The sequence below is a fragment of the Pseudomonas sp. UBA6323 genome (assembly GCF_002439135.1).
Classification (GTDB): Bacteria; Pseudomonadota; Gammaproteobacteria; order Pseudomonadales; family Pseudomonadaceae; genus Aquipseudomonas.
On record NZ_DJSX01000093.1, the window covers coordinates 1 to 26,424 of the forward strand.

Here is a 26,424-nt window from a genome sequence, read left to right on the forward strand (position 1 = left end):
GCGCTCGCGCAGCGGCGGCACGCGCAGTTCGATGACGTTGAGGCGGTAGTAGAGGTCCTGGCGGAAACGCCCGGCGGCGACTTCGGCAGCCAGATCCTTGTGAGTGGCGCAGAGGATGCGCACATCGACCACCACTTCCTGCTGGCCACCAACGGCGCGCACTGCCTTTTCCTGAATCGCGCGCAGAAGTTTGACCTGCATCGGCAGCGGCAGGTCGGCCACTTCGTCGAGGAACAGCGTGCCGCCATTGGCGGCCTGGAACAGGCCCTGCTTGTCTTCGATGGCGCCGGTGAAGCTGCCTTTCTTGTGGCCGAAGAACTCGCTTTCCATCAGTTCCGAGGGAATGGCGCCGCAGTTAACCGGCACGAATGGCTGTTCGATGCGTGGGCCCTGTTCATGGATCAGGCGGGCCACCAATTCCTTGCCGCTGCCCGATTCGCCGCTGATGTAGACCGGCGCCTGGCTGCGCGAAAGCTTCTGGATCTGTTTGCGCAGCGACTTCATCGGCGGCGAGTCACCGAGCAGGCGGCTGTCGACCGGGGTTTCCTCGCCCTCCGGGGAGCGAATGCGCAAAGCGGTGGCGACCAGCTCGCGCAGACGGCCGAGGTCCACCGGTTTGGTGAGGAAGTCGAAGGCGCCGGCCTTGAGCGAGTTGATCGCGGTATCCAGGCTGCCGTAGGCGGTGATCATCGCCACCGGCACCTGCGGGTGGCGCTGCTGGATGTGCTGCACCAGATCCAGGCCGGTGCCGTCGGGCAGGCGCATGTCGGTCAGGCACAGGTCGAAGGGCTCGCGCGCCAGCCACTCGCGCGCTTCCTTGACGTTGCGGGCACTACGCGTGTCCAGCTTCATGCGTCCGAGGGTGATTTCCAGCAGCTCGCGGATATCGGGTTCGTCGTCGACGATCAGGGCTCTCTGACGGTTCATGTTCAGCTCAGTTTGCGCGGATGGGCGAAGGTGATGCGGAAGCAGCTGCCGCCGCCTTCACGAGTTTTATAGTCGAGGCGGGCCTGGTTGCTCTGGCACAGCTCGCGGGAGATATACAGGCCGAGGCCGGTGCCCTTGTTCTCGGTGGTGTAGAAGGGCTCGAAGATGTGCTGTTCCTGCTCGGGCGGCACGCCGGGCCCGTCGTCGAGAATCTCCAGCACCGGCAGGTCGCTGGCCTCGTCACGGAACAGGCGCAGCCAGACCTGCCCGAGTCGGTGTTTCTGCGCGCTGTAGCGCAAGCCGTTCTGCACCAGGTTGGTCAGCACCTGAGTCAGCTGGTGCGGGTCCATGCGCGTTTGCAGGCTGCCACCCTGGGTTTCCAGGTGGATCTGCCGGTCAGTCGGTGCCGAACTGCGGAACTCGCTGGCAAAACGGTGCAGCCAGTACTTCAGGTCCAGCAGTTGTGGCTCGGCCTGGCGCCGACGCGACAGCTGCAAGACGTTCTCGATCACCAGGTTCATGCGCTTGGAGTGATCCTGAATGATCTGCGCCAGACGCTGGTCCGGCCCCTGCAGGTCTTCCGACTCCTGCAGCAACTGCGCGGCATGGCTGATCGCGCCGAGCGGGTTGCGGATCTCGTGGGCGATGCCGGCGGTCAGGCGGCCCAATGACGCCAGTTTGAGCTGTTGCGCCTGCTGGGCGATCTGCGAGATGTCGTCGAGAAACACCAGGATGTGCTGCTGCTCGCCGCGCTGCAGGGAAATGAAGCTGGGTTGCAGCATCGGGCCATCGACCTGCGCCTGCAGGCTGTCCGGACGCAGGGTCGGGTTGTGCAGCCATTGTTGCAGGCGCTTGACCAGCTCGGGGCAGTGCGGGTCGATGATCTTGCCGCTGAGCTCGCCGCGCCCCAGCAATTGCGTGGCGCCCTGGTTGGCCAGCAGCACCCGATGCTGGGTGTCGAGCACCAGGATGCCGGTGCGCATGCGCTGCAGGATCTGCTCGTTGAGTTCTTCCAGGTTGGCGACGTCGGCCGCGCGCTGCTCGGCTAGGCTTTCGCTGACCTGCAGGCGGCGGGTGATGCCTTGGATGAATAGCGCGCCGGCGAAGCACAGCGCGCCGAGGGCACCGGCCTGCACGTATTGGGCGGCAGCGGCGGGGCGGCTGAGGCTGAGATAGAAGGTCAGGTAGATCAGTGCGATGGCGGCGATGGCGGCGATCAGCAGGCCGACGCGGCCGCGCAGCAGGATGTTGGCGATGGCCACCGCCACCACCAGCAGGTTGCCGATGCCGCTGGGCGTGCCGCCGGCCGCGTAGAACAGCGCGGAGAGGAAAATCACGTCCACCAGCGCCAGGCTGAACAGCTGCATCAGGTGCTTGGGCTTTTGCACCAGCACGGCGATGAAGATATTGAGGATCAGGTAGACCCAGCTGCCGGTCCGAAACAGCTCGATATGCACGACATCCAGAAACTGTTCATCGAGGTTGCTGGAGATCAGCAGGATCAGCGCCAGACCGATGCTCAGACGATAGAAATGATAGAGCCTGAGGATGCGCCGCCCCTGAATTCCGCCTTGCAGGCTGAACTCAGCGGTCACCGGCGTGCGGGCCTTGTTGCAGATGGGCCTGGCTGCAATACCACTGCTGATCATGGCTCAGGGCCTGAGGCTTGGGCACATGCACGCCGCAGTGAGCGCAGCGCACCATTGGGGCGGCGGCGCCTTCGGTGGGACGAGTGCGTTCAGGTTTGCTGATGTAGCGGCGCCAGATCCAGATCGCGGCGAAGATGACGGCGACCCAGAACAGCAGGCGAAAAAGACCCATATCGTGCTCTTTTGTTCGTTCAAAGCCGGCAGTTTAGCCAAGCCGAGTGCATCGGCACAGTATCGGCGTGGCAGCCTGTGCGCTGTTTCCGAGCTGGATGGCTGGCCTCAAGGGCGCCCCATGCCGGGAACGGGCGACAGAAACGCCAGGCAATAAAAAGGGAGGCCGTGGCCTCCCTTATCAATAACGCTGCGATCAGTCGAACAGACCGAAGGTCAGGTAGCTCCAGATCGAACGCTTCTTCGCGGTTTCGCCGGTTTTGGCGTCCTGCTGCAGTTCGGCTGGAATCTGTTGCTCCGCGTCTTCGTACTGGCGGATCACGTCCTGGCTGGCGCGGGTTTCGCCCGGCGGCAGCGGCGTGTCGGTTTCGATCAGGCCCAGGGTGGCCTTGGCCAGCCAGGAACGGTTGTCGGCTTCTTCTTCACGCGGGACGAATTCGCCGCTTTCCAGCGACGGGTGGTCAGGGTAATTGAGCTTGAGGGTTTCCAGGCTGGTGGCAGCCAGGTCGTCCATGGACAGACGCTGGTAGGCCTCGGTCATGATCGCCAGTCCGTCACCGACCGCCGGGGTTTCCTGGAAGTTCTCCACCACGTAGCGGCCACGGTTGGCGGCGGCGACATAGGCCTGACGGGTCAGATAGTAGTGGCCAACGTGTACTTCGTAGGCAGCCAGCAGGTTGCGCAGGTAGATCATGCGCTGCTTGGCGTCCGGGGCGTAGCGGCTGGTCGGGTAGCGGCTGGTGAGCTGGGCGAACTCGTTGTAGGAGTCGCGCGCGGCGCCTGGGTCACGCTTGGTCATGTCCAGCGGCAGGAAGCGCGCCAGCAGGCCGCGGTCCTGGTCGAACGAGGCCAGGCCCTTGAGGTAGTAGGCGTAGTCGACGTTGGCGTGCTGCGGGTGCAGGCGGATGAAACGCTCGGCGGAAGACTTGGCAGCTTCCGGTTCAGCATTCTTGTAGTAGGCGTAGATCAGCTCCAGCTGCGCCTGCTCGGCATAACGACCGAACGGGTAGCGCGATTCCAGCGCCTTGAGCTTGGAAATGGCCTGGGTGTAGCTGCGGTTGTCCAGGTCGGCCTGGGCCTGCTGGTACAGCTCCACCTCGCTGAGGTTTTCATCGACCTCCGGCTGCTTGGAAGAGCAGGCGGCGGTAAGGGCGAGGATGGCGATCAGCAGCAGGTGTTTCACTTGCATGGCGGCTTGCGTCCCTGTGACGGCCGCGCGGCCGTCCTGTTATGATGAGCGCCCCCGGAAAACCCTGGGGCAAAGACGCCGTATTTAACCACAAGCCTGTCGCCGAAACCAAAGGCCAGGCTCCCGCCGTTGCCGAACATGACTTCTATAGACAAACAGCTTATTCAACTTCAAGCCGTCGTCCCCTTCGAACAGGGCGGTCAACGCCTCGACCAGGTGGCTGCGCAGCTGTTTGGCGAGTACTCCCGTTCGCGTCTTTCCACCTGGATCAAGGAAGGTCGGCTGACCGTCGATGGCGCCGTGGCACGTCCGCGCGACACCGTGCACGCCGGCTCGACCCTGGCGCTGGACGCCGAGCAGGAAGCGCAGGGCGAGTGGGTGGCGCAGGACATCGAGCTGAATATCGTCTATGAAGACGAACACCTGCTGGTGATCGACAAACCCGCAGGCCTTGTGGTGCATCCGGCGGCCGGGCATGCCGACGGTACTCTGCTCAACGCGCTGCTGCATCATGTGCCGGACATCGTCAACGTGCCGCGTGCCGGCATCGTCCACCGTCTGGACAAGGACACCACCGGCCTGATGGTGGTGGCCAAGACCCTGCAGGCGCAGACCAACCTGGTCGAGCAGCTGCAGAAACGCAGCGTCAGCCGCATCTATGAATGCATCTGCATCGGCGTGATCACCGCCGGCGGCACCATCGATGCGCCGATCGGCCGCAGCTCCAGCCAGCGCCAGCGCATGGCGGTGACCGATGGCGGCAAGCCGGCGATCAGTCACTACCGCGTGCTGGAGCGCTACCGTTCGCACACCCATGTGCGGGTCAAGCTGGAAACCGGGCGTACCCACCAGATTCGCGTACATATGAGCCACGTGGGTTATCCGCTGGTGGGCGACCCGGTGTATGCCGGGCGCTTTCGCATTCCGCCGGCGGCCAGCCAGAGCCTGGTGCAGAGCCTCAAGGAGTTTCCGCGCCAGGCCCTGCATGCGCGCTTCCTGGAGCTGGACCACCCGGCCACCGGCAAGCGTATGAAATGGGAGTCGGCGCTGCCGGATGATCTGGTCTGGCTGCTGACCCTGTTGCGTCAGGATCGCGAGGCCTTCGTCGGGTGAACGCGCACGACTGGTTGACGCCCGACTGGCCAGCCCCGGTCAACGTGCGTGCCTGCGTGACCACGCGTAGCGGCGGTGTCAGCGTCGCGCCGTTCGATACCTTCAACCTCGGCGATCATGTCGAGGGCGATCCGGCTGCGGTGGCGAGCAACCGTGCCCATCTGGTCGATGTGCTCGGTTGCCAGCCAGCCTGGCTGCGTCAGGTGCATGGCATCGTCGTGGCGCCAGCCGATCCTGCCGTGGTCATCGAGGCCGATGGTAACTGGACCGACAAACCCGGCATCGCCTGCACGGCAATGACCGCGGATTGCCTGCCGGCATTGTTCTGCGACCGCGCCGGTACTCGCGTGGCGGCGGCCCATGCCGGCTGGCGCGGGCTGGCCGGTGGTGTGCTGGAGGCGACCGTCAAGGCACTGGACGTTGCACCGCAGGAGCTGCTGGTCTGGCTCGGCCCGGCTATTGGGCCGGCTGCATTCGAGGTGGGCGGCGAGGTGCGTGAGGCATTCGTGAGGCAGCATGCCGAGGCTGCCGGTGCATTCATGCCCAGCGTCAATGCCGGCAAGTTCATGGCCGATATCTACCAGCTGGCGCGTATTCGCCTGGCTGCCATCGGTGTGACCGCCGTCAGCGGTGGCGGGCTGTGTACCTACACTGACCCGCGTTTCTATTCCTATCGCCGCAGCGCTCGTACCGGGCGTTTCGCTTCGCTGATCTGGCTGCAGCCCTGATAGTTGAAGCGGACTTGTGCGCAAGGTTAAAAAACTCGCAAACAAGTCCGCTCCCACATTACTTAGCTGTTCTAGGTGTTAATCACCAATATCAATAGTGCTGTGCCGAGCGAGACGACCGGTCATATGCTCGGCGCCATGAACAGTATTCGACTCGACAAGCGCGACCTGATCCTCAGCAAAGGCTCCGCGGTGATGACCCGGCGCGGTTATCACGGTACCGGCGTGCTGGAAATCGTCCAGGCGGCCGGGATTCCCAAGGGCAGCTTCTATCACTATTTCGCCAGCAAGGAAGACTTTGCCCTGCAGGCACTGACCTTCATCTACGGGCCGCGCCTGGCGCGTTACGCCCAGGCCTTGAACGACCCGGCGCTGAGCCCGCGTACGCGCATCCTCGGCTATTACCGCGACCTGCTGGCGCACTTCGCCCGGCAGGAGACGCCGCAGTACCACTGCTTCATCGGCAGTCTGAGTTTCGAGATGAGCGAGATGCTCCCGGCGATCGGCGCCGAGGTCGCGGCTATCCAGCAGGCATCGGTGGATATCCTGCGCGACTGTCTGGAACAGGCGCAGGCCGCCGGTGAACTGCCGGCCGACGAGGACTGCGAGAACCTCGCCACCTTTATCAGCGACGCCTGGCAGGGCGTGCTCGCCCGCCTCAAGGTGGGCCGCAACCTGCAGCCGCTGGAAGCTTTCGTCACCCGCCTGGAGCGTTTGCTGCAGGCCTGATTACCCTTCAACCTCAGAGGAAAGATGATGAGCGCTCCCGTTCAAGCCCTGTTCGCCCCGTTCCGCCTCGGTAACCTGGAGCTGCCGACCCGTGTGGTCATGGCGCCGATGACTCGCTCCTTCTCGCCCGGTGGCGTGCCCAATGCCAAGGTTGTCGAGTACTACCGTCGCCGCGCTGCCGCAGGCGTGGGCCTGATCGTCACCGAGGGCACCACGGTCGGCCACAAGGCGGCCAATGGCTACCCGAACGTGCCGCGTTTCTACGGCGAAGACGCCCTGGCCGGCTGGAAGCAGGTGGTCGATGCGGTGCATGCCGAAGGCGGCAAGATCGTCCCGCAGCTCTGGCACGTGGGTAACGTGCGTCGTCTGGGCACCGAGCCGGACGCCAGCGTGCCGGGCTATGGCCCGATGGAGAAGGTCAAGGACGACAAGGTGGTGGTGCATGGCATGACCCAGGCCGATATCGACGAGGTGATCGCCGCTTTCGCCCAGGCCGCGCGCGACGCTAAGGCCATCGGCATGGACGGTGTGGAGATCCACGGCGCCCACGGCTATCTGATCGACCAGTTTTTCTGGGACGGCAGCAACCAGCGCACTGACCAGTACGGTGGCGATCTGGCGGCGCGTTCGCGTTTCGCCATCGAGCTGATCCAGGCCGTGCGCGCGGCGGTCGGCCCGGACTTCCCGATCATCCTGCGTTACTCGCAGTGGAAGCAGCAGGACTACACTGCGCGCTTGGTGCAGACCCCGGAACAACTGGAAGCCTTCCTCAAGCCGCTGTCCGATGCCGGTGTGGACATTTTCCATTGCTCGACCCGCCGCTTCTGGGAGCCGGAGTTCGAAGGCAGCGACCTCAACCTGGCAGGGTGGACGCGCAAGCTCACCGGCAAGCCGACCATCACCGTCGGCAGCGTCGGCCTGGATGGCGAGTTCCTGCAATTCATGGTCAAGACCGACAAGGTGGCCGAGCCTGCCAGCATCGAGAACCTGCTCGAGCGCCTCAACAACGAAGAGTTCGACCTGGTCGCCGTGGGCCGCGCGCTGCTGGTCGACCCGGACTGGGCACTGAAGGTACGCGAAGGCCGCGAGCAGGACATCCTGCCGTTCAGCCGCGAGGCGCTGACGTCACTGGTCTGAGTTGGTTTCTGCCGGGCGTTGTGATCCGACGCCCCGTTTCCAGCCCCGGCACATCGGGGCTTTTTTATGATTTTTCGCGGACAAGTCCGCTCCCACGAAGCCTGTTTCCAGAGATGTCAGGTCTGTAGGGGGCGCAGTGGGAGCGGTCTTGACCGCGAATGCTTTTCTGCTTTGCAACACGCGGCTGGATTCAGTCGATAGGCTCAGGGTCAGGGCTTGCTGCGCACTGCTGCATCGACCATCCCGGCCGGCCCTGCACGTTGCGGCGCGGGCTGGATCACGCTGTGCAGATGCTGCTCGAACTGCTCCACGATGCCGTCCCAGCTGAGGTGGCCGGCGTGGCGGCGGGCATTGAGGCGGATGTGCCGCAGCACTTCTGCATCTTCCAGCAGGCCACAGGCCGCTTCGCAGAAACCGACTTCGTCGCCCGGGCGGGCGAGCATGCCATTGTGCCCGTGGTGGATATGCTGGGCAGCTGCCGCCTGATCGTAGGCCACCACGCCGAGGCTCGAGGCCAGGGCTTCGAGCACCACGTTACCGAAGGTTTCCGAGAGGCTGGGAAACAGGAACAGGTCGCCCGACGCATAGTGTGTGGCCAGCGTCTCACCACGTTGCAGCCCGCAGAACAGTGCGTCCGGCAACTGCGTCTGGAGGCTGGCGCGCAGCGGCCCGTCGCCGACCAGAATCAGGCGCATGCGCCGTTGTGGGTGCGCCTGCTGCAAGGCGTGAAAGGCCTTGACCAGCAGGCCGAGGTTCTTCTCCGCTGCCAGGCGGCCGACATGCAGCACCGCCAGGTCATCCGGCGCCAGGCCCCAGCTAGCGCGCAGTTCGTCGCTGCGCCTGCGAGGGTGGAATAGCTGGCTGTCGACGCCGCGCGCGAGCAGGGCCAGGCGTTCGAAATCACGGCGCTCGAGATCCACCTGCTGGCCGATGCTCGGCACCAGGGTCAACTGCGTGCGGTTGTGGAACCAGCGCAGGTAGTTGGTCATCGCCCGCGTCAGCAGGCCGAAGCCGTAGTGCCCGGTGTACTGTTGGAAGTTGGTGTGAAAGCCGCTGACCACCGGAATTGCCAGGCGCCTGGCGGCGCGCAGGGCAGAGAAGCCCAGAGGACCTTCGGTGGCGATATAGAGCACGTCGGGGCGTTGCCGCTGCCAGCGCCTGAGCAGCTTGTGCAGCGACGACTGGCCCCATTGCAGGCCAGGATAACCGGGCAGCGGCCAGCCACGGGTCAGCAGCAGGTCAGCATCGGCCGTAGATTGCTGATCGGTGTCCTGGCGCGGCCGTATCAGTTGCACGCGATGGCCGCGATTGCGCAGGCCGTCGACCAGGCGGCCGAGGGTATTGGCCACGCCATTGATTTCAGGGGGGAAGGTTTCGCTGATCAGGGCGACATGCAGAGACTGTGCGTTCATGTACGCAGTCTCCGCCTGTGCGATGTAACAACTGTGACGGTTGGATTGCGATTTTGTGATGGGGCGCGGCTAGCCGCGCTCGCGTACCCAGAACAGCGTCGCACCGGCCACGGCGGCCGGCATCATCAGGATATTCAACCCCGGCACCAGCAGCGCGGCGTAAGTGATGCCACCGAAGCTCAGGCTCTGCCAGCGCTTCTCGCGCAGCCAGGCGAGCATGTCCTGCCAGCTCATCTTGTTGTTGTCCGCCGGATAGTCGATGTACTGCACGGCCATCATCCAAACGCCGAACAGCAACCACAGCGGTGCAGCGACCAGGTTCACCACCGGGATGAAACTGAGGATCAGCAGGCCGATGGCGCGCGGCAGGAAGTAGGCCAGCTTGCGCATCTCGCGGCCCATGGTGCGTGGCACCATCGCCGCCAGCTCGCCCCAGCTGAACGGCGGGAAGTGATCCTCGCCGCGCGCCACCACCTCGACCTTTTCCGCGAGAAAGCCGTTGAACGGCGCGGCGATGATGTTGGCCAGCAGGGTGAAGGTGAAGAACACCATCAGCAGCACCAGCACCACGAACAGCGGCCAGAGGATGTACTGCAGGAAGCTCAGCCAGCTCGGCAGCGTGGGCATAAAGGTGTCGACCCAGCCGCTGAACTGCTGCACGGCGAAGCCGATCATGGTGGCGAACAGGATCAGATTGACCATCAGCGGCAGCAGCACGAACAGGCGCAGGCCGGGGCTGAGGACCAGCTTCAGGCCTTCGCGCAGGTATTGCGGGCCGGAGAGGACGGGGGCGGCGGGCATGAAGGTCTCCTGAGTGGTGGATGCGCGCGACCATACCGACTTCGCTGGCGCGGCGAAAGTTCAGCGGCCAGGTCGCTGCGATTCTGACGGCAATAGGCGGATTCTATCCGTCAAATTGGCAATGGATATTTCCGCTTCCTGGGCGGCCTGGATAGCCTTGCACGCAGTTCCTGTTTCGTGGGGCTCTCACCCTTCAAGCCTTCCCCTAGTGCTTCGAGAGTCCCTTTTTATCTGGCCTGCCGGCCCTGGCCGGCGAGGAGTTAGCGATGTCTGTCGTTCGTCACGCCCGCGTCATCATCCTGGGTTCCGGCCCCGCCGGTTACAGCGCTGCGGTCTATGCCGCGCGGGCCAACCTGAAGCCGCTGCTGATCACCGGCATCCAGGCTGGCGGTCAGCTGACCACCACCACCGAGGTGGACAACTGGCCGGGCGACCCGCATGGGCTGACCGGGCCGGCGCTGATGCAGCGCATGCAGGAGCATGCCGAGCGTTTCGAGACCGAGATCGTCTTCGACCACGTCAATGCCGTGGACCTGGCCGGAAAACCGTTCACCCTGGTCGGCGACAGCGCCACCTACACTTGCGACGCGCTGATCATCGCCACCGGCGCCAGTGCCCGTTACCTGGGCCTGCCCAGCGAGGAGGCGTTCATGGGCCGTGGCGTTTCGGCGTGTGCGACCTGCGATGGTTTCTTCTATCGTGGCCGCGAGGTGGCGGTGGTCGGCGGCGGCAATACTGCGGTGGAGGAGGCGCTGTACCTTGCCAATATCGCCAGCAAGGTCACGTTGATCCATCGGCGCAACGCCTTTCGCGCCGAGAAGATCCTGCAGAACAAGCTGCAGCAGCGCGTGGCCGAGGGCAGGATCGAGTTGCAGCTCGAAGCCGAGGTCGACGAAGTGCTGGGCGATGCCAGCGGCGTCACCGGCGTGCGCCTGAAGCAGTACGGTGGGGCTTATCGCGAGCTGAAGGTGGACGGCCTGTTCGTCGCCATCGGCCATACGCCCAATACCAGCCTGTTCGAAGGTCAGCTGGCGCTGAAGGATGGCTACCTGGTGGTCAATGGCGGGCGCGAGGGTAATGCCACCGCGACCAGCATCCCCGGCGTGTTCGCTGCTGGCGATGTGGCCGACTCGATCTATCGCCAGGCGATCACCTCGGCCGGTGCCGGCTGCATGGCGGCGCTGGATGTAGAGCGCTATCTAGAAGGGCTCTGAGTCCGATTGCGGCTGTAGGAGCGGCTGGGCTGTATTCCGCTTCAGCCGCGAAAGCGCTGATAAACGTTCCGGATTTCATCCGGGCTACGTGGCAGTGGGCGTGGGAAGGAGTTTCCCAGCATCGATCGAACTCCTGCACCTATGCAGCCGTAGCCGCGACTGCTAAAGCTCGCCGCTAAAGCGCCTCCCACTATCGGTGATTCAATCCGGCCAATGCCAGGCCGGCTCGTCCAGGATGCCCTGGCCGCGGATGCAGGTCTGGCCGAGCTGCTTGTCCAGCTCCAGGGTGTTGCATTCGGGGCTTTCCCTGAGCGTGGCGATCAGCCGGCTGGCGTGGGACACGACCCACACCTGAGTATTCCGAGAGGCAGCGATGATCAGGCGACCGAGTGCAGGCAGCAGGTCCGGGTGCAGGCTGGTTTCCGGTTCGTTGAGCACCATCAATGACGGTGGTCGCGGCGTGAGCAGGGCGGCCACCAGCAGCAGGTAGCGCAACGTGCCGTCGGACAGCTCGGCGGCGCTCAGGGGGCGCAACAGCCCCTGCTGATGCAGCTCGACGACGAAGCGTCCGCCGAGCTGGAAGTCGATATGCAGGCGGCTGCCGGGAAAGGCGTCTTCGATGGCGGCATCCAGCGCGGCGCGGTCGCCGTTTTCGCGGATGGTCTGCAGCGCGGCGGCGAGATCGCGGCCGTCGTGGTGCAGCACCGGTGTGCGCGTGCCGAGCTGCGGCTGGCGCGCCGGGGCCTCGGCATCGCTGCGAAAGTGATCGTAGAAGCGCCAGCGGCGGATGGTTTCACGCAGCTGGAACACCTCCGGGCAGTTCGGATCGTTGCCGATCTGGTCGAACAGGCTGTCGTAGTTCGGCACGTGCTGGGCCAGGACCTGCCAGTCGCGCCCCTCACGCAGCCTGACCATGGGTCCGGCGCGGTCCACCAGCAGCGAGGCCGGTCGATAACTGGCGCCGGCCCAGATGCACTCGCGCTTGATTTCCGGATCGAGGGAAAAGGCCGAGGTGCTCGGCTCGGGCAGGCCGAGGGCAATGGCATAGCCGAAATCATCACCGGCAAAACCCAGGCGCAGACCCATGGCGTTCTGCCGTGGGCCGCCCTGCACCGGAACATCTCCTTTGAGCATGCGTCGGGAAATTTTCTCCGGCCCGGCCCAGAAACTCGACTCCAGCCCACCTTTCGCGGGCCAGTGCGTTGACCACGCCGCCCTGGGCGGTTTCCGCCAGCAGGCGCAGAGCGCGGTAGAGATTGGATTTGCCGCTGCCGTTGGCCCCGGTGATCAGGTTGAGCCGGCCCAGCGGCAGGATCAGGCTGTTGATCGAGCGGTAATTGGCGACGGCGAGGGTATGCAGCACGGCGAAGTCATCCTGACGAGAAGATCAGCGGCCATGGCGTGGCGAAAAGGCCAGCCAGGCCAGCACGGGGTAGCACAGGTAATGCAGGCTGAATAGAAACAGGCCCATGGGGCTGGGCGTGTCCTGCAGGTATATCATGCCCAGTAAACCCAGATAGAGCAGCCCAAGTACGCCGCCATAGAGCAGGGTGAAGCGCCAGCGTTCGGCGTTGCTCGGCGCGCGCCCGGTTCTCCAGTGAAACACCAGCGCCAGGCCGGCTGCGATGGCCGCGGCGATCAGCAGGGTGGTGAACACGCCGCCCAGACGCACAAAGGTACGCAGCAGCAGGTTCAGCACGATGGCCGCGACCACCCCGGCAGCCGCGTAGTAGCGCAGGTACAGGCCCTGGTTCACAGGTTTTGCACCAGGCCAAAGCGTTTGCGCAGCACGCGTTCGAGCAGCGCCTTGGGCAGCAGGGTGGCGAGCAGCGGCAGGGCGCGGCTGCCATTGCCCAGGCGTAGCAGGCGCGGGCGTTTGTCGCGCTGTACGGCGGCCAGCAGTTGTGCGGCGAAGTCGCTGGCTGGCGTCGGGTTGTCCTGCGAGGCTTTGGCGCGAGCGCGGATGCCCTCACGCAGCGGCCACCAGGGCGAGTCCTGGCGGATCAGCGACTCGGCCTGCTGGCTGGCGCTGGCGCCGAAACTGGAAGCGATGGCGCCCGGCTGCACCTCCATCACCTCGATGGAGAAGGGCGCCAGCTCCATGCGCAGGGCATCGCTCAGGGCGTGTACTGCGGCCTTGGAGGCGCAATAGGCACCGGCGAAAGGCGTGACCAGCAGCGCCGACACGCTGCCGATATTGACCACCAGGCCGCGGCTGCGGCGCAGCAGCGGGAAGAATGCACGGGTGACGCCGACGATGGAAAAGACATTGGTTTCAAACTGCTTGCGCATGGCCTCCACGCCGCCGTCGAGCAGCGGGCCCATGGCGCCGTAGCCGGCGTTGTTGATCAGCACGTCGAGGCCGCCGATCTCGCTCTCCAGACGCTCGGCCAGGCGCTGCGCCGCATCGGCGTCGTTGACGTCGAGCGCCACGGAGTGAAAACCGGCCTCGGCCAGCGCTGCGAGGTCGCCGTCCTTGCGCGCGGTGGCCCATACGGCGTAGCCGGCGGCCTTGAATACATCGGCCAGGGCGCGGCCGATGCCGCTGGAACAACCGGTGATCAGGACGCTGGGCTGGGACATGGCGGGGTTCCTGGTTTGGCGATGGAGGTCAGGTTGTACATGGGATTGTAGGAGCGAGCTCTGCTCGCGAACGCGGTTAACGCGAGAAGCTTCGCGAGCAGAGCTCGCTCCTACGGATCATCGGACGAACTTGCCCTGCAGGCGCTCGGCGCGAAACTCCAGCGTAGCCGGGCGATAGCCGCTGCGTAGGTCAGGCAGCGGCATGCAGTCGCTCCAGCTGGCGTCCGGCAGCAGTTCACCGGGGCCGCTGTAGCGCGGCGATTCATACAGGCGCTGGGCCAGGTTGGTGGCATTGCCGGGGCGGTAGGCGGCGACTTCCCAGCGCAGTTCCAGCAGGGCGGCATCGCTGCCGTTCTTCAGGTCGATGGCCAGCGGGCGGTCGCCTGGGCAGCGCTGCGGGTCGTAGCTCAGGCGCAGTTCGAGATGGGCGAGGTAGCGTTCGTCGCGACTTTCCTGCCAGATCACCCAGGTGGCCACCAGGCCGAGACCGACCAGCGCGGCCATGGACACCGGCAGAGCCTTGGTCGGGTAGCGGATCAGCAGGATCAACCAGGTGATGACGAGTACGACACCGAACAGCATGAGGGCAGCCCTTTGCAAAGTCTGCGCTCATCCTACACAAGGTGTCAGGTCAGGGTAACCGCGTGGGCTGTCGCAGGGTGTGACAGCTGCCTTCGCCTGGCGGGAAGGGGAGGCGGGGAAAACAGAGCTTTCAATGCCGTGGGCGTCTTCTGCCCTCTCCCCCAATCCCTCTCCCATAAATGGGAGAGGGGAGCTCACTGCGTATGCCCCGGATGAACTTGCGCTTGAGCAGGTCGTCAGGCGCTTTGAGAGCTTCGCGGACAAGTCCGCTCCCACTACCTGAGTGCTGTCAGCCACCTGTGTAGGTCCTGGCACCCGTGGGAGCGGACTTGTCCGCGAACGAGAGTGGCTAGCTCGCGGCGCGCACGGTCACGGCATCGCTGCGACCATAGACGTCCTCCAGGCGCTCGATATCGTCCTCGCCCAGGTAAGTGCCGGACTGCACTTCGATGATCTCCAGCGGGATCTTGCCCGGGTTGGAGAGGCGGTGCACCGAGGTCATCGGGATGTAGGTGGACTGGTTCTCGGTGAGCAGGAACTCCTGGTCGTCGCAGGTCACCTTGGCGGTGCCGGACACCACGATCCAGTGCTCGGCACGGTGGTGGTGCATCTGCAAGGAGAGCTGCGCGCCGGGCTTGACGGTGATGTGCTTAACCTGGAAACGGCCGCCCATGTCCACCGAGTCGTACGAACCCCACGGGCGGTAGACCTCGCAGTGGTTCTGGGTCTCGCAGCGGCCCTGCTCGTCGAGCTTGCCGACCAGTTTCTTGACGTCCTGCACGCGGTCCTTGTGCGCCACCATCATGGCGTCCTTGGTTTCCACGACGACGATGTCGTCCAGGCCGAGTACCGAGACCAGCTTGCCGTTACCGTGGATCAGGCAGTTGCGGCTGTCCTCGACCACCACGTCGCCCTTGGTGACGTTGCCGGCCTCGTCCTTGTCGTGCACTTCCCAGATCGACGACCAACTGCCGACATCGTTCCAGCCGGCGGCCAGCGGTACCACGCAGGCGCGGCTGGTCTTTTCCATCACCGCGTAGTCGATGGAGTTGTCCGGGCAGCAAGCGAAGGTGGCCGGGTCGATGACGATCTGCGTGCCCTCGCGCTGGCTGCGTTCCAGCGCCAGCAGGCAGGTGTCGTAGATGTCCACGTCGTGATGCTTGAGCTCTTCGAGGAAGCGGCTGGCGCGGAACAGGAACATGCCGCTGTTCCAGTAGTAGTCGCCGCTCTTCACGTACTCGGTGGCACGTTTGGCATCGGGTTTCTCGACGAAATTGGCAACGCGTGCCACGCCATCGGGCAGGCTGCCGTCGGCCTGGCCGCGGATGTAGCCGTAGCCGGTTTCCGGGCGGTTGGCCGGTACGCCGAACAGCACCATCTCGCCTTTTTCCGCGGCCACGGTGGCCAGCGCCAGGGCCTGGCGGAAGGCCTGCTGATCGTCCAGCACGTGGTCGGCCGGCAGCACCAGCATCAGCTCGTCACGGCCCTCGGCGATCAGCTGCAGGGCGGCCATGGCCACGGCCGGCGCGGTATTGCGGCCGAAGGGTTCGAGCAGCAGCATCTGCGCCTGCTGGTCGATCTGTTCCAGCTGTTCGAGCACGATGAAACGGTGCTCCTGGTTGGACACCAGCACCGGCGGCCGCATGCCCTCGATGGAAAGGCGTTGCAGGGTCTGCTGGAACAGCGTCCGCTCACCGGTCAGGGCGAGAAACTGCTTGGGATACAGCTTGCGCGAAAGAGGCCAGAGTCGCGAGCCGCTGCCACCGGAAAGGATGATGGGGGTCATGGTTGTGTCTCTCCTGAACGATTGATCAAGTGGTTTGCCCGTGTCGTGTCGGTGCGACGTGTACCCGCCGTTTTCCTTGTTCTAGAAATCCATTCACTGCATCAACCGTCGATGGGGCGCTTGACCCACACCGGCGAAAACTTGCCCTGGCCACCGGTGACGAACAGGCTGACCACTTCGCCGCGTTCCAGGGTGACCGGCTTCAGGTCGGCGACCTTGCGCTCGCCGTCGAACAGCGCCAGGCCAACCTTGACCGGGTTGATCTCGCGGTCGCCACGACCGTCCGGCTTCACGTCGGCGACCACGGCAGTCTTGCCGTCAGCGGTCTTCACGCTCAGGGTGCTGTCGGTCAGGTTCTGTACGCGCAGCAGGGCTTTCTGGCGGCTGGTGAAGGGCGGCTCCTCGACCAGGCGCGGCTTGTCGCCGGTCTGGCTGACCAGGGTGTAGTAGTGCTCGGGTTCCAGGTCCACCGGCATCTGCGAGTTGCCGACCTGGGCCTGATAGCTGCCGGCCGGGAGGAACTTGAAGTCACTCGAACCCAGCGGCGAGATTTGCTTGAGCTGGGTCTGGCCGACGCTGACGTCGAGCTCGGCGCTGCTGGCGTTGTAGGCGCGGACGAAGGCCGAGCCCTTGGGCGCTTTGGGCCCATAGAGGGCGCCGTCATCGGCCTGTGCCTGGATCATGCCGAGGCCCAGAGCCAGGGCGCAGGCGCCCAGAGTGAAGCGGCGTAGAGTGGTTTTATTGGTCATCGGATAGTCCTCCTTGGGGGATGAATCAGTGACTGGCGGCAGCCAGCCCCTGGCGCTCGCCGCCGTCTTTAAGAGTGGCGAGCCATTGCGGGTCGAAATCGGTGAAGTCGCTGGCCATCGGCAGGTAGCGCTCGGGGAATTCCCAGATCACCAACTGCGGTGGGTTGTTCTCGAACTCCTCGCTCTGCAGGTACTTGAGCATCGGCACCAGCGGGCCGCCGCCTTCCTCGGCGTGGTTGGCCAGGTCGCGCTGCAGGTGCTGGCGCAGAGCGCCGGCGAAGTTCCAGGCCGGGTTGGCGCTGTAGCTGGTGCCGACCAGCGTCACCGGCAGGTCGTTGTCGCCGAACAGGTCGTCGCCGCCACCTTCGGCGGCATGGGTTTCGCGCTGCTGCAGGTGATCGGCCTGCGGCATCAGGCTTTCGAACAAGGGGGCCAGCGGCAGGAAGCGGGTCAGGTCGCCCTGGTGCGCGCGGGTTTCCACGGTCTCGGTGACGAACTGTTGCGGTTCACCACGCAGCTGGATGGCGCTGCGCACCACTTCGCTCAGCGCCTTGGCAGTGACGTCGGCGCCTTCCGGGGTCCAGTGGGTATCGGTGCGCAGGAACACCGGCGCCTCGTCCTTGGCCGCCTGCAGCGGTTCGAGCAAATCCGGCGCGGCGATCCCGGCATTGCGCACCGCACGGTGGAAGCGCGGGTACAGGCTGCGCTGAAGGGCGCTGGGACGATGGCTGCCGGTGTGCTCGGGGTACAGTCGGGTCTTGGCCGGGACAATGGCCAGCAGCAGCTGGATATCGCGCTCTTCCAGCTGGCGCTGCACGCCACGAATCAGGGCCAGGTTGTCGCGCATCTGGCGCTGGCCGTCGGCCACCGGGTCGAACTCTTCGTCCGAATACAGCCAGCCGTCCTCGCCGATCACCAGGCCGCTGCGGCCTTCCCCGAAGAGCAGGTATTCCGCGGCTGCCCAGAGGTTGATGCCGGCCTGCTTGAGCGGGAAGTTTTCGTCGTAGTGGCGCTCGACGCTCTTGGCCAGGCCGCCGTCGAGCACGCTCGGCTGCGCCGGCAGGTGGTAATCGGCGAGCTTGCTCAGGGCGAGCAGGCTGACCGGCAACAGCAGCAGGGCGAACAGCACGACATAGAGGGTCTTGATGGGGCGATTCATGCTTGGCCTCCGCTCAGAACTGGAAGTAGAGGAAGGGGGAGTAGCTCTGCGCCGAGAGCTTGAGCAGCGACACGCAGAACAGCACCAGCAGGGCGCCGCGCAGGGCCACCATGCGCAGGTCGATGGCCTGCAGGGCGACGCCGGCACTGGCCAGGGTCAGGCCCGGCTCATGGCCGCGGCTGGCGAGGAACTGGCGCGCGCCGTTGACCGCGATCACCACCCACGCCAGCGCCAGAGTCGCCATTTGCAGCCCGGTGATGCGCGCCTGCGTCAACTCGCTCAGGTGCCAGTCGCCGAAGGCGAACAGGGCGGCGTACATGCGCCCGGCCACCTCCAGGTTCTCGGCGCGGAAGATCACCCAGCCGAGCATCACCAGCAGCAGGGTGAAGGCCCATTTCAGCGGGTTGAACAGGGTCGGCGCAGCCTTCACGCCCATGGCCCGTTCGATGGCCAGCCACATGCCGTGCCAGGCGCCCCAGATCAGGAATGTCCAGTTGGCGCCGTGCCAGAAACCGCCCAGCAGCATGGTCAGGAACAGGTTGCGGTAGGTGTTGAAGGTGCCGTGGCGGTTGCCGCCCAGGGGCACGTAAAGGTAGTCGCGCAGCCAGGTGGACAGGCTGATGTGCCAGCGCCGCCAGAACTCGGTGATCGACTGGCTGATATACGGCTGGTTGAAGTTCTCCATGAAGCGGAAGCCCATCATCAGGCCCAGGCCAATGGCCATGTCGCTGTAGCCGGAGAAGTCGAAGTACAGCTGCGCGGTGTAGGCGATCATGCCCAGCCAGGCGTCGCCAGTACTGGGATTTTCCAGGGCGAAGCAGTGGTCCACCAGCGGCGCCAGGCTGTCGGCGATGAACACCTTCTTGACGAAACCCTGCATAAAGCGCGTGGCGCCTTCGCTGAACTTGTCGAGGCTGTGGGTACGGTCGGTGAACTGGTCGGCCAGGTCCTTGTAGCGCAGCACGGGGCCGGCGATCAGCTGCGGGAACAGGGCGATGAAGGCGGCGAAGTTGATCAGGTTGCGTGTCGGCTCGGTGTCGCGGCGGTACACGTCGATCAGGTAGCTGATCGACTGGAAGATATAGAAGGAAATACCGATCGGCAGGATCACCGAGGTGAGCACGAAGGGCTCCATCCCCATCGATTCGAGCATGGCGTTGATGTTGGCCACGCCGAAGTTGGCGTACTTGAAATAACCCAGTGTGGCCAGGTTGCCGACCACCCCGGCCACCACCCAGCGGCGCGCCGCCTGGGTGCCGGCATAGGCCTGAATGCGCAGGCCGAAGACGTAATTCCACAGCGTCACGGCGGCGAACAGCAGGAGGAAGTCCACCCGCCACCAGGCATAGAAGGTGTAGCTGCCGATCAGGATCAGCAGGTTGCGCCCGCGATTCGGGCACAGGTAGTACAGGCCGAGGAAGATCGGCAGGAACAGGAACAAAAAGACGTTGGATGAAAAGACCATCCGTGCTTCTCCGTGAACAGCCGGGGCAGCGCCCCCCTTTCCCCCCCGCGAGCGGAGGGTTTGTTTTTTCATGTCACCGCAAACCCGTAGGAGCGGATTCATCCGCGAAAATCGCGGCTAAAGCCGCTCCTGCGGTTTTTCGAACACCTGCGTCACCTCGCCACCCAGACGGAAGCTGTTGAACGGCCCCATCTCCTGGTTCATCTCGCGCGTCTGTTCGCTGCAGGCATAGAGGCTGCAGTAGGGCGCGAGCCAGGCGTACTTGAAATCCTTACGCAACTCGCTCATGTCCTGCTTGGCGCCGGTGCGCTGGGCGAAGGCGGACGGGTCGCGCGCGCCTTGCAGCACGCGTTCGGCCAGGCGCTGCAGGGCACCATGGTTCTCGCCGCGCAGGTCGACTTCGTTGGCCTCGGCGAACGCGGCGATCATCGCCAGCGGCGGCAGGGCGTAGTTGTGGTAGGCAAGGGCGCGCTGGCTGCGGCGCATCTCGTTGGCCAGGTAGCCTTGGTCATCGACCTGATTGGCGGCGATGCGGAATTGATCCACGGACCAGTCGAACAGATCGCGGCGATCATTGATCACCGCCACCGCCATCACCGACCAGGCAGCCCAGTAGCTGTGGTTGTTGATCTTGCGCAGCGGCAGGTCGCTCCACTCGCGCACCGTGTGGTCGGCCAGGCGGGTGAACCAGGCTTCGATGCGTGCGCTCTGCTGCGGGTAGGCCGCCAGCGGCTGCGACTCGGAGAACTTCAGGCGCAGCCAGGCGCCGGCCAGACTGCCTAGCGCCCATTTGCGCATCGACTTGCCGGTGTGGTTGAACTGCTCGGACTCCAGCGCATCGGCGCTGGCCCATTTGTCCAGCCATTCGATGGCGCATTCCAGCCGCTCCGGCTGGCCGGTGCGCATGTAGCCGGTGATCATCCGCCCGGCTTCCTTCTCCAGGCGGGTGATGTGCGCGGTCTGCTCGCGGAAGTTCTTCTCGGCCTTGCGGTTGAGCGTGGCGCGCGCGCTGTCTGAGCCCTGGTACTTGCTGGTGAACTGCAGCTCGCCGGTGTACGGCTGCGGCACTGTCGGGCAGGCCGGCGCCTTGCCCTCGCGTTGGCCCACGGGCGCGTAGTAGCCGGCTGGCGGCTGCAAGGCGGCGAAGGCCGGGCCGCTGAGCAGCAGCGCCATGAGGGTGAGGGGAGCGAGTCGTTTGGGCATGGTGGCCTCCTCAATTGCCCGCGACTTGCTGGCTGGCGCCGCTGGGGCGCTGGCACAGGCTGGCCTGGACCTTCAGGTCGTCGGCACTGTCCTCGGGCTTCTGGATTTCCAGGGCGAAGAAGTTCTGATCGCCCCAGCCCGGTTCGTCGCGCAGTTCCACGGCGAAGCGGCCGTCGGTATCGACGGTGTTGGGTTTCTCCAGCTTGATCTGCTCGCGGCGGCCATTGAGGTACCAGATGGTGGCGTCGACGCGCTTGACCGATGGATCGCTGAAGCGCAGGTCGAGTTGGTGGCGGTTGCCGCGCAGGGTCAGCAGCTTGTTCTCGCCGTTGACCAGCACCTCGTTGCTGCCCGGGCGCAGGCGCTTCTCGCTGGCGAGCAGCTCGGTCTGGCCACTGCAGCCGTTGTTCAGGGTGGCCATCAGCTGGCGGTGGATCTTGTCCGAGGCCAGGTCGTAGAGCGGCGAAAATTCCCAGATGAGGATCTTCGGCGGGTCGTTCTGGAACGACTCGCTGGCCAGGTATTCGAGCATCGCACCTTCCAGGCCGCCGCCGGGGAAGGCAGCGTTGAGCACGTCGGTGCCCAGGTACTGTTCGAGGAAGCCGCCGAAGTTGTAGTTCTTGCCGCTGTGGCTGGTGCCGATCAGGGTGATCTGCGGGCTGCTGTCGTCGCCGAACAGCGCGTCGCCATCGCTGGCGTCCTTCGGCTCGGTGACGAACTGATCGACGTACTGCACCGCATAGCCGGTGCCGCACAGCTGGCTGGCGACGTTCTGCATGGTGCCGGTCTTGCCCATCAGGCCGACGCGCTCGGTGACGAATTCCTTCTGCGCAATGTCCTCGAAGCCGGGGATGCGCTTGACCGTCTCGGCCACCAGGCGCGCGGTGCGCTCGGCGCCGTAGGGCGTCCAGTGCTGGTCGCGGCGGAAGTAGAACTCCTTGTCGCTGTCTTCGTCGGTCAGCGGGGTCAGGTCCGGTACCCAGATGCCCAGCTGTTCGAAGCGGGTCAGCGCCTGGCGGTAGTTTTGCAGCGCCTTGTCGTAGTCGAAACGCTGGTAGTCGGCCGGGCGCAGCTTGCTGCGATTGACCAGGCCGCGGGTCGGTTGATACACCACCACCAGCTCCACGCCGCGCTGCTTGAGGCCGTCGCGCAGCTCCTTGAGGCGCTGGTAGCCGACTTCGCTGGTGCCGAATTCGGTGCGCAGGTCCTCGACGCTGCGGAACAGCCAGCCCTCGTCGGCATCCATCAGGGTGACGAAGTTCTTCATGTAGTTGGTGGTGTAGCGGCTGGCATCGTGCGCAGCCGGGCACAGCGAGCAGCAGTCTTCCACCTGGTACTGCGGCGCCTGGCGCTCTTCGGCCTGCAGGCTGCCGGCGAAGGCGGTGCAGGTCACTGCCAGGGCCAGGGTGTTGAGTTTGGATACGCGCATTCTGGGGCCTCGTCAGTTGGTCATCTGCTCGGGATCGATCGGGTCGATCAGCACGGGCTGGCGCTGGCGCACCATGAGGTCGAGGATTTCGTCCTGTTTCTCGCCGAGGATGCCGGCGAGCTGGATGCCGCTGCTCTTGCGCGGCGCGAGCATCTTCACGCGGTACAGCTCGACCGACAGCGGCGAGTCGATGTTGATCGGGCTGGAGCCGTTGCCGGCCAGGGTGCCGCCGACGATGATCATCGAGATCTTGGTATCGAACGGGTCGAGGTCCAGGTCGCGGTCGGTGTCGGACAGATCCTTGATATGGCCGTACACGCCGGTCAGCTGGTTCATCGCCGAGAGGTTTTCGTAGAGGCGGATGTTCTCGCTGTTTCGAATGCGGATGCCATGGCGCTGGTTGCGCATGACCTGATTGCCCCACAGCAGGTTGTCGCCGCTCTCGTACAGGGTGATGCCGTCGGCATGGTTGCCGTGCACGCGGTTGTAAGCGATCAGGTTGTTCTCGCTGCTGCGGTCGATGACCACGCCGGAGAGCTTGTTGTCGTAGCTCTCGTTATTGATGATCCAGCTGTCGTTGACCTCGCGTGAAATGATGATGCCGTGCTTCTTCTTGGTACCGAACACGGTGTTCTCGGCGATAATCAGGCCGTGCGAGCGGTCATGCGGGTCGATGCCGTAGACGATGTTGTCGCGGTAGGTGTTGCCCTTGATCACCACGTTCTGCGCTTCATAGCAGTAGAAGCCGTACCAGTGGTCGACGAACTCGGAATCGATCAGCCAGCCGGTCGGCTCGTCGCGCTGCAGACGCGCGTGCATGTTCGGCGTGTACTGGGTGATCGATACGCCATAGGACTTGGAGTTGTCGTAGCCCAGGCTGGTCAGCACGCTGTTGGCGATATACAGCTCGCTGCCACCCCATGAGACCAGGAACGGGCGGAACTCCTTGCCATCGTCGCGCAGGGTGGCCGGGCCGTTATCGGCCTCGCGCCAGGCAGTGACGCGGGTGTCGGTGAGAAACATCAGGCCGTCGTTGACCAGGAACGAGCCGCGCTCCTGCGACAGACGCAATTCGCGGGTCGCCTTGCCGACATGCAGTGCCGCACCTTCGGCGACGACGATGGGCAGGCGAGCGATGTACACGCCCGGCTCCTGTTCGGCGAACTGGCTGTCGGGCAGCGCCTTGGCGAGGTCCTCGGCGGTGACCGTGCCACCTTCGATGAAGATCGCCTGGGGCATGCCCTGCTGGCGCTTGATCCACTCGCGCAGGCGTTCGTTGCCGCCGGTGAAGTCCTTCAATGCGTCCTGGCGCAACATGCGCCGCACCACCACCTGGCCTTTGGCCTGGGGAATCTTGGCCAGCACCGCCTCCTTGGTGTAGCCGGACAGGTCCGGCAGTTCGGGCGCCTCCATGTGCAGCTCTTGCGCCGGGGCGCTGCGTACGCGGTAGTCGAACTGGTGCTGCTCCGGGTTGGCCTGGGCCAGGGGCGCTGCGAGATACAGCGCGCCGAGCAGAATGGGTAGGGCTAAGCCGTTGGGTTGCATGGTCCGATCCCTCAGAAACGCCAGATGAAGTCGACGAAGGCGCGGTGCATCACCGAGTCGGTGCCGCTGCCGTAGGCGTCGCCCGGCAGGAACACGCCGGCGCGCAGGCGCACCAGGGCCGAACGATCATCCAGCTGTTCGGCGACGGTGGCGGGCAGCAGGCCCTGCTTGAAGTAGCGGGTCAGCACCAGGTCGACTTCCTGGCCGATGTCTTTCTCACCCGCCACCAGCGGCGCGGTGATGCCGCTGTCGCCGACGTCCTGATCGCCATCGACGCGCCAGAAACGGTGGTAGACGACGCTGGCGTCGTAGTCCTCGCCCAGTTGCCAGGAGCTGAACGCGCTGGCTACTTGCAGGTTGGAGAGTTCGCCGCGGAAGGCCTCGCCGTAGCGGTGCAGGCGCGATTCGACGCCGGTGAAGTTGGCGCGGTTGCTGTGCAGGCCGGTCTGCATGAACTGGCGCGACTCGCCTTCATCGCCACCGCCGCTGCCGCGGGCATAGGCGGCGCCGATCTTCCAGTTGTCGTCGAGGCTGTAGCGCAGGCCAAGGTCCATCGCCCAGGCGTCGACATCCTGGCTGCGCGAGCCGGTGGCGATGCGCTCGTTGCCGACCACTTCCTGCTGCAACTGATCGGTATCGCCCTGCAGCCAGGTCAACTGCGCCCAGTAGTTGAGGCGGTTGCGCGAATTGCGTTCGAAGAAGCCACCGTCGGCATGCAGGCCGAACCAGGTCAGGTCGCCGGTGTAGCGCTTGCTCAGCTCGTCGACGCGCTCGCCTGGATTGGCCAGGCGGCCGTCGTCACGGCTGTGATGCAGCTTGGCACCGATACGATGGCCGGGCGTCCACTGGTAGTCGAGGCCAGCGAAGAAGTGCTGGCGATCTTCGTCTTCGGGCGCCAGGTCATCGAGGTCGGTGCGGTAGTCGGAGAAACGCTCGGCAACGCCGACGGTGGCTTGCAGCAGGGTGGTGTCGAAGCGCCAGTTGACCGCTTCGATGTTGGTGTCCCACCAGCTGCCTTCGTCGCTACGCAGGCGCTGGCGTCCAACGCGCAGGTGCTCGCCGGGATACGCTGTGAGGCCGCTGTAGTCGACCCAGAACTCGCGCATGGCCAGGTAGCTCTTGTCCGGCTGGCGGGCGTCGCTGCGCTGCGTGCTGTCTTCGCCGTCGTCCTGCAATGGGTCGGTTTCGATGGTGTCGGTGGCGGTGACCGCCTGGCCCATGGCGAACGCGCTCCATTCGCCGCGCTCGCCGTAGGCCCAGGGGCGTACGTCCAGACCGATACCGCTGACATCCCCGCCGCTTCGGGTGCCGAGGTCGCGGTCGTCTTCCGATTGCGCGGTGATCTTCACATCCAGGCCGAAATTCTTCGGCGCATCCGCTGCCCAGGCAGTGCTGGCGGCCAGTAGGCAAGTACTCAGCCCAAGCTGGCTGACGATACGGTTTAGCTGCATGCGTGCATCCCTGTTCATGGCTGGCTGACCTGCAAGGCGGCCTGCTGCTGCAGGACGATGCCGCGGGCATCGCGCTCTTCACGCAGCAGGCGCTGGCCTTCGGCGAGCTGCGCCGGGGTCAGGCTCTCGGCCACCGTGTGCGCCAGCTCGAAGGTCGGCGGCGTGTTGCGCGGCAGGGCCAGTTGGCTGAAGACATAGGCGTTGACCGGGTTGGGCTTGACCCCGCGACCCTGGCTGTACATCTGTGCCAGGGCGAAGTCGGCACTGAGCTGACCGGCGCGGGCGGCGCTGAGCAGGTGGTCGAGCGCCTGCTGGGCGTAGACCTCGCCGAGGTAGCCGCGCAGGTAGATCTGCCCCAGGTAGTAGCTGGCGCTGGGTTCGCTGGGCGCGGCCTTGCGCAGGTGTTCCTCGGCCTTCTTCGGCTGCTGCGGGAGCAGCTTGCCTTCGTAGTACAGGCGTCCGAGCAACAGTTCGGCGCGTGGCAGGGCGGCTTCGCGACCCTTTTCCAGATAGCCGAGCAGGGTGTCGATATCGCCTTGTCCCGGGTAGTCGTAGAGCAGACGCGCCAGGCTGACCCAGGCGGCCGGGTAGTTCGGCGCGATGGCCTCGAGCAGGTCCTGCGCCTGCTGCGGTTGCGGCTGGCCCAGCTCGGGGTCGCTAAGTACCTGCGCCACGGACTCGACCTGATTGGGTGACACGCTGCCGGCGCGGTAGCCCGCCAGCAGTTGGTCGATCAGCACCTGGCGGTCGTCTTCGCGGTTCTGCTTCTGGTACACGGTGGCCAGCTCGGCGTAGCAGGCGTCGTTGCTGGCCAGGCGCGCCTGGCAGATACGCTCGATCTCGCCCAGGTGCTGGTCGTAGGTGCCATCGGTGCGATACAGAAGAATCTGCGCCAGCTCTGCCTGTGGCAGGCCCTGCTGGCGCCAGTCTTGGATACGTTGCGCGAGGTTCATGGCGGGAAAGTCCTGTGGGTAGAACAGGTAGAGTTCGGTCAGAGGCAGCAGCGCGCTTGGCTCGTGGGCTTGGGCTGCGCTCTCCAGCAGTTCGGCGGCCTCCTGGCGCTCGGCCAGAGTGCTGCCGGGCTTGCGCGCCAGCAGCTTGCCAAGGCGCGCCTTGGCACGCGGCGAGCCGTCCAGGGCCTGGCGGTAGATGCGCTCGGCCTCGTCCAGGTCCTGGGTCTGGCCGTTCGCCGCGTAGATGTCGGCCAGGCCGATCTGCGAGTCGCTGTAGCCCATCTCGGCGAGCTGGCGGAAATGCCATTCGGCAGTCTGCTGATCGCCGCTCTGCAGGGCTTCGCGGGCCAGGCGCTCATCCGGCAGACCGGCGCAGCCGGCCAGCGTGGCGCTGACGGCGAGGCCGAGCAGGGCGGCAGGGCGAAGAAGGGGCATGCTCACGGCTGAAC

23 protein-coding genes and 1 pseudogene are annotated in these 26,424 nt (G+C 65.2%); 5 read left to right on the forward strand and 19 right to left on the reverse strand.

Annotated elements, in window-relative coordinates; all coding sequences use genetic code 11:
• The 4 genes from B3P22_RS21545 to B3P22_RS21560 all read right to left on the reverse strand — a co-directional run.
• Positions 1 to 927 (reverse strand): sigma-54-dependent transcriptional regulator (locus B3P22_RS21545; RefSeq protein WP_296272479.1); only part of this gene is annotated, 927 nt, incomplete at its 3' end.
• A gap of 2 nt (positions 928 to 929) precedes the next feature.
• Complete coding sequence (locus B3P22_RS21550) at positions 930 to 2,576, reverse strand: two-component system sensor histidine kinase NtrB (RefSeq protein ID WP_419096455.1); 1,647 nt, start codon at positions 2,574 to 2,576, stop codon at positions 930 to 932.
• Positions 2,512 to 2,748: a PP0621 family protein gene (locus B3P22_RS21555; protein WP_197857400.1), complete on the reverse strand. Its 237-nt coding sequence runs from the start codon at positions 2,746 to 2,748 to the stop codon at positions 2,512 to 2,514. Before B3P22_RS21555 ends, B3P22_RS21550 begins: the two co-directional genes overlap by 65 nt.
• A 195-nt stretch (positions 2,749 to 2,943) precedes the next feature.
• Positions 2,944 to 3,936, reverse strand: coding sequence for an outer membrane protein assembly factor BamD (locus B3P22_RS21560; protein WP_197857397.1), 993 nt, complete (start codon positions 3,934 to 3,936; stop codon positions 2,944 to 2,946).
• Between the two features lie 138 nt (positions 3,937 to 4,074).
• Between B3P22_RS21560 and rluD the strand changes: the two genes are divergently transcribed.
• The 4 genes from rluD to B3P22_RS21580 all read left to right on the forward strand — a co-directional run bounded on the left by rluD (position 4,075) and on the right by B3P22_RS21580 (position 7,643).
• On the forward strand, positions 4,075 to 5,049 hold the full coding sequence (gene rluD, locus B3P22_RS21565; RefSeq protein ID WP_275547081.1) for a 23S rRNA pseudouridine(1911/1915/1917) synthase RluD: 975 nt from the start codon (positions 4,075 to 4,077) through the stop codon (positions 5,047 to 5,049).
• A complete protein-coding gene (gene pgeF, locus B3P22_RS21570) occupies positions 5,046 to 5,777 on the forward strand; it encodes a peptidoglycan editing factor PgeF (RefSeq protein ID WP_275547082.1) in 732 nt (243 codons plus the stop codon). The genes rluD and pgeF overlap by 4 nt, the downstream gene beginning before the upstream one ends.
• Positions 5,778 to 5,915: 138 nt before the next feature.
• On the forward strand, positions 5,916 to 6,506 hold the full coding sequence (locus B3P22_RS21575; RefSeq protein WP_275547083.1) for a TetR/AcrR family transcriptional regulator: 591 nt from the start codon (positions 5,916 to 5,918) through the stop codon (positions 6,504 to 6,506).
• Between the two features lie 27 nt (positions 6,507 to 6,533).
• Positions 6,534 to 7,643, forward strand: a complete 1,110-nt coding sequence (locus tag B3P22_RS21580; RefSeq protein ID WP_275547084.1) for an NADH:flavin oxidoreductase — start codon at positions 6,534 to 6,536, stop codon at positions 7,641 to 7,643.
• A gap of 209 nt (positions 7,644 to 7,852) precedes the next feature.
• Here the strand turns inward: B3P22_RS21580 and B3P22_RS21585 are convergent, their stop codons facing one another.
• Together B3P22_RS21585 and cysZ are read right to left on the reverse strand one after the other, a co-directional pair.
• Positions 7,853 to 9,055 (reverse strand): glycosyltransferase family 4 protein, encoded by a 1,203-nt coding sequence (locus tag B3P22_RS21585; RefSeq protein ID WP_296272480.1) that lies wholly within the window; start codon positions 9,053 to 9,055, stop codon positions 7,853 to 7,855.
• A 69-nt stretch (positions 9,056 to 9,124) separates the two neighbouring features.
• Entirely contained in the window at positions 9,125 to 9,856 is a 732-nt protein-coding gene (gene cysZ, locus B3P22_RS21590) for a sulfate transporter CysZ (protein WP_197857387.1), read from the reverse strand.
• A 266-nt stretch (positions 9,857 to 10,122) separates the two neighbouring features.
• Between cysZ and trxB the strand changes: the two genes are divergently transcribed.
• A complete protein-coding gene (gene trxB, locus B3P22_RS21595) occupies positions 10,123 to 11,070 on the forward strand; it encodes a thioredoxin-disulfide reductase (RefSeq protein WP_296272481.1) in 948 nt (315 codons plus the stop codon).
• Between the two features lie 201 nt (positions 11,071 to 11,271).
• Here trxB and B3P22_RS21600 read toward each other — a convergent pair.
• The 13 genes and pseudogenes from B3P22_RS21600 to algK all read right to left on the reverse strand — a co-directional run bounded on the left by B3P22_RS21600 (position 11,272) and on the right by algK (position 26,416).
• A pseudogene (locus tag B3P22_RS21600) lies at positions 11,272 to 12,433 on the reverse strand (AAA family ATPase).
• 24 nt (positions 12,434 to 12,457) lie between these two features.
• The gene (locus tag B3P22_RS21605; RefSeq protein WP_296272482.1) at positions 12,458 to 12,826 is read right to left on the reverse strand and encodes a hypothetical protein; all 369 of its coding nucleotides are present in this window, start codon (positions 12,824 to 12,826) and stop codon (positions 12,458 to 12,460) included.
• Positions 12,823 to 13,653, reverse strand: a complete 831-nt coding sequence (locus B3P22_RS21610; RefSeq protein ID WP_296272483.1) for an SDR family oxidoreductase — start codon at positions 13,651 to 13,653, stop codon at positions 12,823 to 12,825. Before B3P22_RS21610 ends, B3P22_RS21605 begins: the two co-directional genes overlap by 4 nt.
• A gap of 117 nt (positions 13,654 to 13,770) precedes the next feature.
• Positions 13,771 to 14,235, reverse strand: a complete 465-nt coding sequence (locus tag B3P22_RS21615) for a multidrug transporter (RefSeq protein WP_296272484.1) — start codon at positions 14,233 to 14,235, stop codon at positions 13,771 to 13,773.
• Positions 14,236 to 14,584: 349 nt separating this feature from the next.
• Positions 14,585 to 16,021: a mannose-1-phosphate guanylyltransferase/mannose-6-phosphate isomerase gene (locus B3P22_RS21620; protein WP_296272485.1), complete on the reverse strand. Its 1,437-nt coding sequence runs from the start codon at positions 16,019 to 16,021 to the stop codon at positions 14,585 to 14,587.
• A 101-nt stretch (positions 16,022 to 16,122) separates the two neighbouring features.
• Positions 16,123 to 16,770 (reverse strand): alginate O-acetyltransferase AlgF, encoded by a 648-nt coding sequence (locus tag B3P22_RS21625; protein WP_296272486.1) that lies wholly within the window; start codon positions 16,768 to 16,770, stop codon positions 16,123 to 16,125.
• 25 nt (positions 16,771 to 16,795) lie between these two features.
• A complete protein-coding gene (locus B3P22_RS21630; protein WP_296272487.1) occupies positions 16,796 to 17,929 on the reverse strand; it encodes an alginate O-acetyltransferase in 1,134 nt (377 codons plus the stop codon).
• 13 nt (positions 17,930 to 17,942) lie between these two features.
• Positions 17,943 to 19,394: an MBOAT family O-acyltransferase gene (locus B3P22_RS21635; RefSeq protein WP_296272488.1), complete on the reverse strand. Its 1,452-nt coding sequence runs from the start codon at positions 19,392 to 19,394 to the stop codon at positions 17,943 to 17,945.
• A 117-nt stretch (positions 19,395 to 19,511) separates the two neighbouring features.
• Positions 19,512 to 20,597: a mannuronate-specific alginate lyase gene (locus B3P22_RS21640; RefSeq protein ID WP_296272489.1), complete on the reverse strand. Its 1,086-nt coding sequence runs from the start codon at positions 20,595 to 20,597 to the stop codon at positions 19,512 to 19,514.
• 10 nt (positions 20,598 to 20,607) lie between these two features.
• Positions 20,608 to 22,026: an alginate O-acetyltransferase gene (locus B3P22_RS21645; protein WP_296272490.1), complete on the reverse strand. Its 1,419-nt coding sequence runs from the start codon at positions 22,024 to 22,026 to the stop codon at positions 20,608 to 20,610.
• A gap of 12 nt (positions 22,027 to 22,038) precedes the next feature.
• Positions 22,039 to 23,571 carry a mannuronan 5-epimerase AlgG gene (algG, locus tag B3P22_RS21650; protein ID WP_296272491.1) on the reverse strand — a complete coding sequence of 511 codons (1,533 nt, stop codon included), beginning with the start codon at positions 23,569 to 23,571 and terminating at the stop codon, positions 22,039 to 22,041.
• 11 nt (positions 23,572 to 23,582) lie between these two features.
• Positions 23,583 to 25,022, reverse strand: coding sequence for an alginate export family protein (locus B3P22_RS21655; protein WP_275547096.1), 1,440 nt, complete (start codon positions 25,020 to 25,022; stop codon positions 23,583 to 23,585).
• Positions 25,023 to 25,036: 14 nt separating this feature from the next.
• Positions 25,037 to 26,416 (reverse strand): alginate biosynthesis TPR repeat lipoprotein AlgK, encoded by a 1,380-nt coding sequence (gene algK, locus B3P22_RS21660; RefSeq protein WP_296272492.1) that lies wholly within the window; start codon positions 26,414 to 26,416, stop codon positions 25,037 to 25,039.
• Positions 26,417 to 26,424 lie beyond the last annotated feature (8 nt).

Bases quoted from the DNA above. Each gene is read 5' to 3' on its own strand.
- B3P22_RS21635 (WP_296272488.1), bottom strand. From the start codon at position 19,394: ATGGTCTTTTCATCCAACGTCTTTTTGTTCCTGTTCCTGCCGATCTTC.
- B3P22_RS21560 (WP_197857397.1), bottom strand. From the start codon at position 3,936: ATGCAAGTGAAACACCTGCTGCTGATCGCCATCCTCGCCCTTACCGCC.
- B3P22_RS21630 (WP_296272487.1), bottom strand. From the start codon at position 17,929: ATGAATCGCCCCATCAAGACCCTCTATGTCGTGCTGTTCGCCCTGCTG.
- B3P22_RS21620 (WP_296272485.1), bottom strand. From the start codon at position 16,021: ATGACCCCCATCATCCTTTCCGGTGGCAGCGGCTCGCGACTCTGGCCT.
- algG (WP_296272491.1), bottom strand. From the start codon at position 23,571: ATGCAACCCAACGGCTTAGCCCTACCCATTCTGCTCGGCGCGCTGTAT.
- trxB (WP_296272481.1), top strand. From the start codon at position 10,123: ATGTCTGTCGTTCGTCACGCCCGCGTCATCATCCTGGGTTCCGGCCCC.
- B3P22_RS21550 (WP_419096455.1), bottom strand. From the start codon at position 2,576: ATGATCAGCAGTGGTATTGCAGCCAGGCCCATCTGCAACAAGGCCCGC.
- B3P22_RS21615 (WP_296272484.1), bottom strand. From the start codon at position 14,235: ATGCTGTTCGGTGTCGTACTCGTCATCACCTGGTTGATCCTGCTGATC.
- B3P22_RS21655 (WP_275547096.1), bottom strand. From the start codon at position 25,022: ATGCAGCTAAACCGTATCGTCAGCCAGCTTGGGCTGAGTACTTGCCTA.
- B3P22_RS21575 (WP_275547083.1), top strand. From the start codon at position 5,916: ATGAACAGTATTCGACTCGACAAGCGCGACCTGATCCTCAGCAAAGGC.
- cysZ (WP_197857387.1), bottom strand. From the start codon at position 9,856: ATGCCCGCCGCCCCCGTCCTCTCCGGCCCGCAATACCTGCGCGAAGGC.
- B3P22_RS21555 (WP_197857400.1), bottom strand. From the start codon at position 2,748: ATGGGTCTTTTTCGCCTGCTGTTCTGGGTCGCCGTCATCTTCGCCGCG.
- B3P22_RS21580 (WP_275547084.1), top strand. From the start codon at position 6,534: ATGAGCGCTCCCGTTCAAGCCCTGTTCGCCCCGTTCCGCCTCGGTAAC.
- B3P22_RS21625 (WP_296272486.1), bottom strand. From the start codon at position 16,770: ATGACCAATAAAACCACTCTACGCCGCTTCACTCTGGGCGCCTGCGCC.
- B3P22_RS21640 (WP_296272489.1), bottom strand. From the start codon at position 20,597: ATGCCCAAACGACTCGCTCCCCTCACCCTCATGGCGCTGCTGCTCAGC.
- rluD (WP_275547081.1), top strand. From the start codon at position 4,075: ATGACTTCTATAGACAAACAGCTTATTCAACTTCAAGCCGTCGTCCCC.
- B3P22_RS21610 (WP_296272483.1), bottom strand. From the start codon at position 13,653: ATGTCCCAGCCCAGCGTCCTGATCACCGGTTGTTCCAGCGGCATCGGC.
- B3P22_RS21645 (WP_296272490.1), bottom strand. From the start codon at position 22,026: ATGCGCGTATCCAAACTCAACACCCTGGCCCTGGCAGTGACCTGCACC.
- B3P22_RS21585 (WP_296272480.1), bottom strand. From the start codon at position 9,055: ATGAACGCACAGTCTCTGCATGTCGCCCTGATCAGCGAAACCTTCCCC.